Source organism: Streptococcus fryi (assembly GCF_053206505.1).
In genome coordinates, this window is the sequence record NZ_JBRUGW010000071.1 from 1 (window position 1) to 1771 (window position 1771).

Below are 1771 nucleotides of genomic sequence, written 5' to 3' on the forward strand. Positions count from 1 at the left end.
AGAGGGTATCTCGGATGGGGTTGATGGCTAAGGTTTTACCATCACCTTTATAGCCTAGGTAAATATCTTGTCCTGCTTCTGCCACATTGGAAGCCCCATAGGCGATTGTGCCTGTTCCTGCTACAACCCCTGCACCTACAACCAAAGGGGTCGCAGTACCTGCTGTTGCTACAATAGCTACTAGACTATCCGCTACAGTTATAGTAAAATCACTTAAAGAAACTAATTCTTCAAGTGATTTTTTGAGTACCAACTATTACTTTTCTGTAGGTAAATAATCTAAATTTATTGGTTTAGGATTAACTACCCCGTCTATTAAACGTGAGAAAAAAATTTCATCTGTAGCATCTATCGCCTTTTTCGTAAAGTTATTAACATATAAAATCTGGATGAATTCTGATAACCAATACGATTGGTCGTTTTATAATTGAGAATATTGAACTGCTCCAAATTATAACCAACCTTATCCATTACCATATACAGATAACGAGAACTTCTTTAAATTATAAATTTAGTATTTCAATTGGAACATTTTCTTTCAATCCATCTCTGAATGCATTTTTAAATGTAGTAAAAATATTATCACCTGAACTAGTTAAATAATAATCAGATAGATTTTTTACATCCGTACTTATATTATCTCCCCAAGGTGGTGTTTTTGATAAATCATTAGCATCCCAAATTACCTTATCGGGAGAAAGAACTTGAAACTCTCTCTCTATTTGCTCCAGTTCTACAGATGCTTGGCTTATCTGTTCAACAGCTAATTGACCACTATATAAATTTTTCATTACTATCGGAAATTTTTCGCCCCAGCGACCATTCTCAAGATTTATACATACACTCGAAAAGAAGGAATGTAAAAAATCTGGTTCCCCTATAGAATACCAAAAAAAATCCGCTTTCAAACCAACTACCATTACAACTATATTCCTTTCTTTTCTTTAATACTATTTTTTAAATAAAATTTGGACATCAAATCCCGACTTAGATAATATATTATCTCTGATTTGTTTTAACACGTTAGAGTCTACATTTTGACCTCTAACATCTATAACAACTGTTTGTTTTGTACTCTCAGGAAGATTATGTGTTCTCTGCTTAACCTGTTTACTAACATTATTCACCAGATTACTCCGACCCTTACTAGTTTGTACATTATAATTTTTAACTTCTATACTATGACCAGCCTTATAATACTCAGGTCTCACACTTCCCTTAGTTCCATGCGGTACCTCATTACCATTAAGAAATGATTTTTGAGGTTCATAGCCTGGAAAGTCTTTCCCGACATCAACTTCTGATTGCCTCCAACTCGGTCTCTCAACTAATTCGTCAATACCTGACAAATTTTCTTGCTCAGGCATTTTTTTCGTCGTCAGTTTGTTCAAACTAAACTTACTCGCCGCAGACGATGCCGCAAAGCCTCCTAGGATATTGCCTACAAAAGTTGCACGCTTGGCATCAGCTTCGCTTCCTCCAAGGAGTTTGGTTCCGTGATAGCCTGCCTGACCTCCGACAAAACCTCCTACCTCACCTATCGCAAACTCAGCGAGGCCTTTAGTCACACTCTGTGTTTGTCCAATGGGTATCATCACCGCACTAGCTGTTGTAAAAAGACCTCCAACTTGATGGTATAGTTTGTCATTTCCCATGAAGAGGGTATCTCGGATGGGGTTGATGGCTAAGGTTTTACCATCACCTTTATAGCCTAGGTAAATATCTTGTCCTGCTTCTGCCACATTGGAAGCCCCATAGGCGATTGTGCCTG

Annotated in this window: 1 protein-coding gene and 2 pseudogenes; all 3 read right to left on the reverse strand. The window is 37.4% G+C overall.

The window, feature by feature from the left end; genetic code table 11:
• Window positions 1-253, reverse strand: a pseudogene (locus ACVRZH_RS10040) (hypothetical protein); the annotation flags it as partial.
• 250 nt (window positions 254-503) lie between these two features.
• Entirely contained in the window at window positions 504-920 is a 417-nt protein-coding gene (locus ACVRZH_RS10045; RefSeq protein WP_120171807.1) for an Imm70 family immunity protein, read from the reverse strand.
• A 30-nt stretch (window positions 921-950) separates the two neighbouring features.
• Window positions 951-1771, reverse strand: a pseudogene (locus ACVRZH_RS10050) (hypothetical protein); the annotation flags it as partial.

Excerpts from the sequence above, each read along its gene's own strand:
- ACVRZH_RS10045 (WP_120171807.1), bottom strand. The coding sequence starts at position 920 with ATGGTAGTTGGTTTGAAAGCGGATTTTTTTTGGTATTCTATAGGGGAA.